The 7,118-nt window shown below is 72.9% G+C and carries 6 protein-coding genes; 3 read left to right on the forward strand and 3 right to left on the reverse strand.

The genetic code is table 11. The features are described 5' to 3' along the window. The first annotated feature begins 54 nt into the window (after nt 1-54). Nucleotides 55-2,595 (forward strand): ATP-binding protein, encoded by a 2,541-nt coding sequence (locus GUY61_RS04140; protein ID WP_166628666.1) that lies wholly within the window; start codon nt 55-57, stop codon nt 2,593-2,595. A gap of 85 nt (nt 2,596-2,680) precedes the next feature. Here GUY61_RS04140 and nucS read toward each other — a convergent pair whose 3' ends face one another. Continuing rightward, nucleotides 2,681-3,352, reverse strand: a complete 672-nt coding sequence (gene nucS, locus GUY61_RS04145; RefSeq protein ID WP_208105536.1) for an endonuclease NucS — start codon at nt 3,350-3,352, stop codon at nt 2,681-2,683. A gap of 339 nt (nt 3,353-3,691) precedes the next feature. Here nucS and GUY61_RS04150 point away from each other — a divergent pair, with 339 nt between their 5' ends. Further along, nucleotides 3,692-4,084: an SCO5389 family protein gene (locus GUY61_RS04150; RefSeq protein WP_166628668.1), complete on the forward strand. Its 393-nt coding sequence runs from the start codon at nt 3,692-3,694 to the stop codon at nt 4,082-4,084. Between the two features lie 107 nt (nt 4,085-4,191). Here GUY61_RS04150 and GUY61_RS04155 read toward each other — a convergent pair whose 3' ends face one another. Continuing rightward, nucleotides 4,192-5,250: an LLM class flavin-dependent oxidoreductase gene (locus GUY61_RS04155; protein WP_166628669.1), complete on the reverse strand. Its 1,059-nt coding sequence runs from the start codon at nt 5,248-5,250 to the stop codon at nt 4,192-4,194. A 205-nt stretch (nt 5,251-5,455) separates the two neighbouring features. Here GUY61_RS04155 and GUY61_RS04160 point away from each other — a divergent pair, with 205 nt between their 5' ends. Continuing rightward, a complete protein-coding gene (locus GUY61_RS04160; protein ID WP_166628670.1) occupies nt 5,456-5,785 on the forward strand; it encodes an ATP/GTP-binding protein in 330 nt (109 codons plus the stop codon). Between the two features lie 337 nt (nt 5,786-6,122). Here GUY61_RS04160 and GUY61_RS04165 read toward each other — a convergent pair whose 3' ends face one another. After that, a complete protein-coding gene (locus GUY61_RS04165; protein WP_166628671.1) occupies nt 6,123-7,037 on the reverse strand; it encodes an ABC transporter permease subunit in 915 nt (304 codons plus the stop codon). Nucleotides 7,038-7,118 lie beyond the last annotated feature (81 nt).

Consider the following 7,118-nt stretch of genomic DNA (forward strand, 5'->3'; position numbering starts at 1 on the left):
TGTGCGAAGGCCGGGGAGAGGCAGCAGCACGCGACGCATCTGGGGGGCTTGACCATGGACCCGAAGAACCGGGGACCCGAAGACTTCAGCCACAACGACGACAGTGCCGCGCACGGCAGCCGTGCGCGCGACAGCGGCACACACGGCGGCGATCCGCGCGACAGTCGCCGCGACAGCCGTCCGCACGACAGCGGTCCGCAGCGGCCGCCGCGCGACGTCATCACCGCCGACTTCGGGCACGGTTCACCGGCGCTCGCCCGGACCGTGCAGCTCGTGTCGGACGATCTGCTGCTGACGGTCAACCCCGTCGACGGCAGCGAGGTCGAGACCTGCCCGCCGGCCGAGCTGCCCGGCAGGCCCGAGAGGAACACGCCCGAGGAACGCGCGGAGCTGCTGCGCGCCGCGAAACCGCCGGTACCCCCGGGCCCGCCGCTGCCCGCGTTCCCGCTGCTGGAGCGGCAGGAGGAGCGTGAGCGGCTGGTCCGCCTCCTCGCCCGCGGCCGCTCCGTGCGGCTCGTCGGACCGGGCGGCTCCGGACGCACCGCGCTGCTCGACGCCGTCGCCGAGGACTGCGCCGACCTCGCGCCCGACGGGCTGATACGCCTGTCCGGCTACCGGCGCGGCCCGCTCGACCTGCTCCACGAGCTGTGCGCCACCGTATACGCCATGCCGCTGTACCGGCCCGGCAAGGAGACCCTCCTCGAACTCGTCCGCGGCATCGGCGCCGTCGTCGTCCTCGACGACCTGGAGTTCGGCGGAGCCCAGCTCGGCGAACTCCTCGACGCCACACCCGAGTGCGCCTTCCTCCTCTCCGCTCTGCCCGACGTGCCCGCGCCCTCCGCCGACTCCCACGTCGAGGACGTCTTCCTCGGCGCCCTCGGCCGCAGCACCTGCCTCGACCTGCTGGAGCGGGCCGCGAACCGGGAGCTCAGCGAGGACGAGGTCAACTGGGCCGGGGACCTGTGGTTCGAGTCCGAGGGCCTGCCGCTGCGCTTCGTCCAGGCCGGTGCGCTGCTGCGGCAGCGCGACGACCTGCGCTCCGAGCCGCCCACGGTCTTCACCGAGGGCCGGGACGTGCCGCTGCCCACCCTCGCCGAGGGCGCTGCCCCGGCCGCCCTGCTCGCCTCCCGGCTCAGTGAGTCCGCCCGCGAGACCCTGCGCCTCGCGCTCGCCCTGGACGGCGAGCTCCCGCACCCCTCGCACCTGCCCGCGCTCGTCGGCGACACCCACGCCGACGCCGCCCTCGCCGAACTCGTCGGCTGCGGCCTGGTCAGCCCGGCCGGCTCGCACTTCCGGCTCGCGTCCGGGGTGCCGGCCCAGTTGGAGGCCGCCGGATTCGGCGACGGCGCGGCCGAGTGCGCGCACACCGCCGGACAGCACTATGCCTGGTGGGCCGGCCACGCCTCGGTCACACCCGAACGGGCCGCCGCCGAGTGCGACGCCGTGCTCGCCGCGCTGGGCGCCCTGGTGCCGGGCGTGGCCGACGGCCACGCCGCCACCGCCGTACAGCTCGCCCGTGCCGCCGCACCCGCCTTCGCGGCGGGCATGCACTGGAGCGCCTGGGAACGCGCGCTGCGGCACGGACAGGAGGCCGCCCGCATCTCCGGGGAGGTCGCCGACGAGGCGTACTTCCACCACGAGCTCGGCGTACTGGCCCTGTGCACCGGCAACACCGACCGCGCCCGTGTCGAACTCGAGGCCTCCATCGGGCTGCGCGGCGCCCTGGCCGACAAGCGCGGCACGGTCGCCGGACGGCGCGCGCTCGCCCTCGTCGCGGACCGCTCCGGCGGCGGGCTCGTGCCGCTGCCCGCCGTCCGCACGGCGGCCGAGGAGGTGCCGGACGCGCGGTACGAGGAGTCGGCCTCGCCGCCCAGTGGCATCCCCGCCGTCACGGCCGTCGCCGCCCTGCCGCCGGGGCGGCCCGTGGACGACGAGACGGTCACCGTGGTCGCAGGTCACCCGGCCGGCCGGTTCGCCGGCGCCAGGCACACCCTGCTGAGCGGCGCCCGGCGCAACGTGGCCGCCGCGGGCGCGGGCGCGATGCTCATCGCCCTCCTCGGCACCGTCGTCACCCTCGGTGCCACCTCCGACGGCGAGGACACGCCGTCCGACCGCGTCACGACCCGGCAGTCCGCCAACCCGGGCGAGGACGGCGGCGGCCTGCCCGCCGACGGGGCGGAGAGCGACGTGGACTCCACGCAGCGCCCCGGCGGGGCCGGAGCATCCACCGTGGAACCGGGCGCGTCCGGCACCGTGTCCCCGAGCGGCGACGGCGCTTCGGAGTCCGGCGAGCCGACGGGCAGCTCCGAGCCCGGCGACGGCGAGACGACGGGCGGGCCCTCGGACAGGCCCAGCCCGACCCGGACGACGCCCAGGCCCTCTGCCTCGTCCTCGTCCTCCAAGCCGCCCACCTCCGAGCCGCCGACCTCCGAGCCGCCCACCGAGTCGCCGACGTCCGAGCCGTCCACGGGGGAGCCGAGCCCGCCGGGGTCCGCCTCGGCGAGCGGACCGGAGTCCAGCGCGTCGGTCTCGTCAGGTGCCCCGGAGTCGTCCCCGGAGTCGGGCACGTCCTCGGCCTCCGGCACGGTGATCTGACCGCACGGCCCGCACGGGAGAGGGCTTCGGATCCGGACGTCCGCCCGGGTCCGAAGCCCCCTGCCGTGCCGGCCTGCCCCGGCCCTCAGAAGAGGCGCAGCTTGTCGTCCTCGATGCCGCGCAGGGCGTCGTAGTCCAGGACGACACACCCGATGCCGCGGTCGGTGGCGAGGACGCGTGCCTGCGGCTTGATCTCCTGGGCCGCGAAGACGCCGCGCACCGGTGCCAGATGCGGGTCGCGGTTGAGGAGTTCGAGATAGCGGGTGAGCTGCTCGACACCGTCGATCTCGCCGCGGCGCTTGATCTCGACCGCCACCGTCGCGCCGTCCGCGTCCCGGCACAGGATGTCCACGGGGCCGATGGCGGTGGGGAATTCACGCCGAATCAGCGAGTAGCCCGCGCCGAGGGTCTCTATGCGGTCCGCGAGCAGCTCCTGGAGGTGTGCCTCGACACCGTCCTTGATGAGGCCGGGGTCCACTCCGAGCTCGTGCGAGGAGTCGTGCAAGACCTCCTCCATGGTGATGATCAGTTTCTCGCCGGTCTTGTTGATCACCGTCCACACATGGGCCTCGTCCCCGCTGCCCTCCTTCAGGGTGCACGGCGGCGACATCCAGTTGAGCGGTTTGTACGCGCGGTCGTCCGCGTGGATGGAGACGCTGCCGTCCGCCTTCACCAGGATCAGCCGGGGTGCGGAGGGGAGATGGGCGGTGAGCCGGCCGGCGTAGTCGACCGAACACCGGGCAATGACGAGACGCATGGTCGGAAACGCTACTCGACGTCCGCCGTCCCGCGCGATTCGCCCCGGAAGCCGTGACATTCCCGGGCGGTCTCCCGGCCACCCCGGGGCCCCGTTGAGTCAGCACCGGGCGCAAACGAGCACGGTCGGTCACCTCTGAGTGCACCACTTGCACCCCTCGAGCCACTATTAGGACGACCGCGTTCGAGTTTGGCTGGTTGTGTTCTCAATCTCCTGGTGCGGTAAGGGTCACCGGCATAACGTGGATGCAGGAGGTCGCCGCGCGTGCACGGAGCGTTGCGGTCTCCTTCCCTGCCCGTATGCCCCTGCCCAGGCGGCGGGGGCACGAGAGGAGAACCCATGTCGCTCGACGTCTCACCGGCCCTGCTCGAACAGGCCGAGCGAGGCGAGGTCGACGAAGCCGCATTCGTCGACTGCGTCCGGACCTCCCTGCCCTACGCATGGGAGATGGTCAGCTCTCTGGTGGCCCGACTGAAGGTGGACGGCGGCGAGTTCGCCGACAACCAGACTCCGCCGCCGGACGAGCAGGCACGCGGTCAGCTGCTGCGTGCGCTTGCGAGTGACGCGATACGCGGTTCGCTGGAGCGGCACTTCGGAGTGCGACTGGCATTCCAGAACTGCCACCGCGTGGCGGTGTTCCCGCTGGATCCTTCCGTCGACGACCGGCTGGCCAAGTTCACTTCCATCCGTGGCCAGTTGCTCAATCAGTCGCCGGAACTGCGGGACTGCTGAGGTCTTGTCGCTGCCGCTCCGCGTGCGGGAGGTGCAACGGTGCCGGAGCGGCAGCAGCACGTCGTGCCGGAGGCCGGCCGGCGGAGGCCGGCCGGCCTCCGCGGATTTCAGCCGACCGGCGCCGGAGAGGCGGTGGGCGAGGGCAGTTGCGGCAGAACCTCCTCGCCGAGGCGGCGAATGTTCTCCTCGGTCGCCGCGAGGTCCCCCGAACCTTCCACGAGCAGCGCGAACCGGCTGATGCCGGTACGTTCCGCGGTCGCCGCGAGCCTGTCGGCGCACTGCCGCGGCGTCCCCACCGGGTGCAGCCCGCAGAGAAGTTCGGTGTACGCGACGGGATCGCGCATCTGACGCGGCCTGTCGTCCACCGTCATATGGGCCCCCAGCCCTTCGCGCAGCCAGCCCGGCATCGCCTTGCTCAGCAACTCGGCCGCGTCCGGCCCGTGATCGGCGATCTGCACCACGCCTGCCGAGACATGTCCGGCGGCCCTCACCTCTTCAGGCGAATGCCCGGCCTCCCTCGCCGCCGCCTGCCAGAGCGCGACCATCCCGGCCTTCTCCTCGTCCCCGCAGTGCATGCCCAGCAGCATCGGCAGGCCGCGCAGTCCGGCGAGCCGCACGCTCGCGGGCGAGGTGCACGCGACGATGACCGGAGGGCCCTCGGGGTGCTCCGGGCTCTCGTCGGGCCGCGGGACGACCGGGACCTCGCGGAAGGCGAACCGTTCCCCCCGCGCCGACACCCGCGGCTCGCGCAGCCAGCGCAGCAGCAGGTCCAGTGACTCGGGGAAACCGCTCTCGTAGGCCCGCAGGCCGGCGCCGAAGACTTCCAGATCCACCCAGGGACCGCCCCGGCCGACGCCCAGGGAGAACCGCCCGCCCGAGGTCAGATGCAGCAGCGCCGCCTGTTCCCCGAGCGCCACCGGGTGCGCGGTGGGCAGTACGCTCACCGCCGTGCCGACACCGATCCGGCTGGTCCTGCCCAGCAGCAGAGCGGCCATGGTGACCGCCGACGGGCAGACACCGTAGGGCACGAAGTGGTGCTCGGCGAGCCACACCGAATCCAGGCCCGATTCCTCGGCGATCTCCGCGGCACGCACCGCTCGGTGCAGTGCCTCGCCATGCCCCTGGCCCGGGAACTGTGCGGCCAGTACAAACGCTCCAACGCGCATCGCCTCTTGCCTCCTTGCGGCCGACGCGACTCCCCCCTGTATGGCATTAACGCGTGACACATGCCAAAGACACGGCTGTCCGGGGAGATATTGCGATTGTCCGCGAAATGGCCGCCCAGGGGTGGAAAACCCAGGAAGGCCACCCGGACCGGCCGCTGCCCGTAACCTTGTTGTGCACTGTCCGGTCTCCCCAACGAGGTATCCCGTGTCTCCGCGCAAAAACCGCCCCAAGGGCGGCGACGGTCCGAGCCGGTACGACGACGTGGACGCCGGCGGACGGTACGGACTGCACCGCACGGAGAGCTGGCAGGGCGAGGAGTGGAACGTCCGCCATGTCGCGGGCGGCAGCGCGCCGGGCAAGCGCTACCGCTGCCCCGGCTGCGACCAGGAGATCCCGTCCACGATGCCGCATGTGGTGGCCTGGCCGGAGTACGGCGGTGTGGACGACCGCAGGCACTGGCACAAGGCGTGCTGGAACGCGAAGGACCGCCGCACCAGCAGGGTGCAGCGGTCCAGGAACGCGCCTCGCCACTAGTGCCGCGTCGGTCGGGGTTTGCCCGCTGAGGAGCGGCGTCCGGTGCCGGGGGTACCTCCCGCCGGAGGCAGGGGGAGCATCGCAAGGCGGCCGGAAGCCCTCGTAGTGGGCCTGCTCGGGCTTTCGGCCAACGCGGCGTGGGGGTACCTCCCGCGCCCGGAGGGCTGCGGGGGAGTGCCGTGCAGGGCGTCGCGACGGGGCGAACCTCGGCTGACACGGCACTAGACCGGCGCGGGACCGGCGCCGTCCGCCCGGAGGCCGTCGCCCGCCGGGCGGGAGTTCGCGCCGCGAGCCGGGCGGGAGTTCAGGACCACGGTCGGGCGTCGGCACCGGCCGGTCAGACGTCCCGCTTCTCCAGCAGGACGAAGGCACCGGCGATGGCCGCCGCCGTCACACCGGCGAGCAGCCCCAGCTGAGGCAACCCGTTCTGGGTGGCGCCCTCCCCCTCCATCTGGAAGAGCAGGGCGATCGAGGCCGTCGAGTTGTACTCCAGCATTTTCTCGCCGACCGTGCGGGTCGCGCTCGAGATCAGCAGGAAGCCGCCGGCGACCGCGGGCAGCAGGACGACACCGAGCATCGCGGTGATCGCTCCCGCCGAGTGCCGCAGCATGGAGCCCACGGCCAGCGACAGCACGCCGAGCAGCGAGACGTACAGCCCCGCCCCCAGCACCGCGCCCGTCCAGTGGGCGCCGTTGGTCGCGGCCACGCCCGTGGTGCTGTGCAGGCCCGAACTCACCAGCCCGACCAGGAGGATGGAGAGCGTCGAGGTCACGAAGACGAGCGCGAAGAACACCAGCAGCTTCGCGGTGAGGACCCGCCACCGCTTGGGGGAGGCCGTCATCGTGGCGCGGATGAGCCCCGTGCCGTACTCGGACGAGACCACGAGCACGCCAAGCGTGATCATGCAGACCTGACCGAGGATCAGTCCGAAGAAGGCGGGGAACGTGACCGGCGCCGCGATGTAGTCCTCGTCGTCGGTGAGCAGGGCGATCACCAGGCCGATGCCGACGACCAGCACCAGGAAGATTCCCAGCGTCCACACCGTTGAGCGCACAGACTTGATCTTCGTCCACTCGGAGGCTATGGCGTGCCCGAGGTGCGTGCCGCGCACGGGGATCGGCGACACGTACGAGGGGTACGAGGGGTACGCCCCGCCGGGCGCCCCGCCGCCCCACTGCGGATGCGGGGGCGGAGCCGCCTGCGCCGGCGCCTGCGGGGGAATCGCCGGCTGCTGCTGGTGCGGTGTCGTCATCGCGGGTCCTCGTTGGTGTCGTGCTTGCTCAGGTCGGGAGCGGGAGCGGGGCCGGCGGCCGGGGGTGCGGGCTCCTGGGCC

Source organism: Streptomyces sp. GC420, assembly GCF_009916105.1.
Classification (GTDB): Bacteria; Actinomycetota; Actinomycetes; order Streptomycetales; family Streptomycetaceae; genus Streptomyces.

Excerpts from the sequence above, each read along its gene's own strand:
- GUY61_RS04150 (WP_166628668.1), top strand. The coding sequence starts at position 3,692 with ATGTCGCTCGACGTCTCACCGGCCCTGCTCGAACAGGCCGAGCGAGGC.
- nucS (WP_208105536.1), bottom strand. The coding sequence starts at position 3,352 with ATGCGTCTCGTCATTGCCCGGTGTTCGGTCGACTACGCCGGCCGGCTC.
- GUY61_RS04140 (WP_166628666.1), top strand. The coding sequence starts at position 55 with ATGGACCCGAAGAACCGGGGACCCGAAGACTTCAGCCACAACGACGAC.
- GUY61_RS04165 (WP_166628671.1), bottom strand. The coding sequence starts at position 7,037 with ATGACGACACCGCACCAGCAGCAGCCGGCGATTCCCCCGCAGGCGCCG.
- GUY61_RS04155 (WP_166628669.1), bottom strand. The coding sequence starts at position 5,250 with ATGCGCGTTGGAGCGTTTGTACTGGCCGCACAGTTCCCGGGCCAGGGG.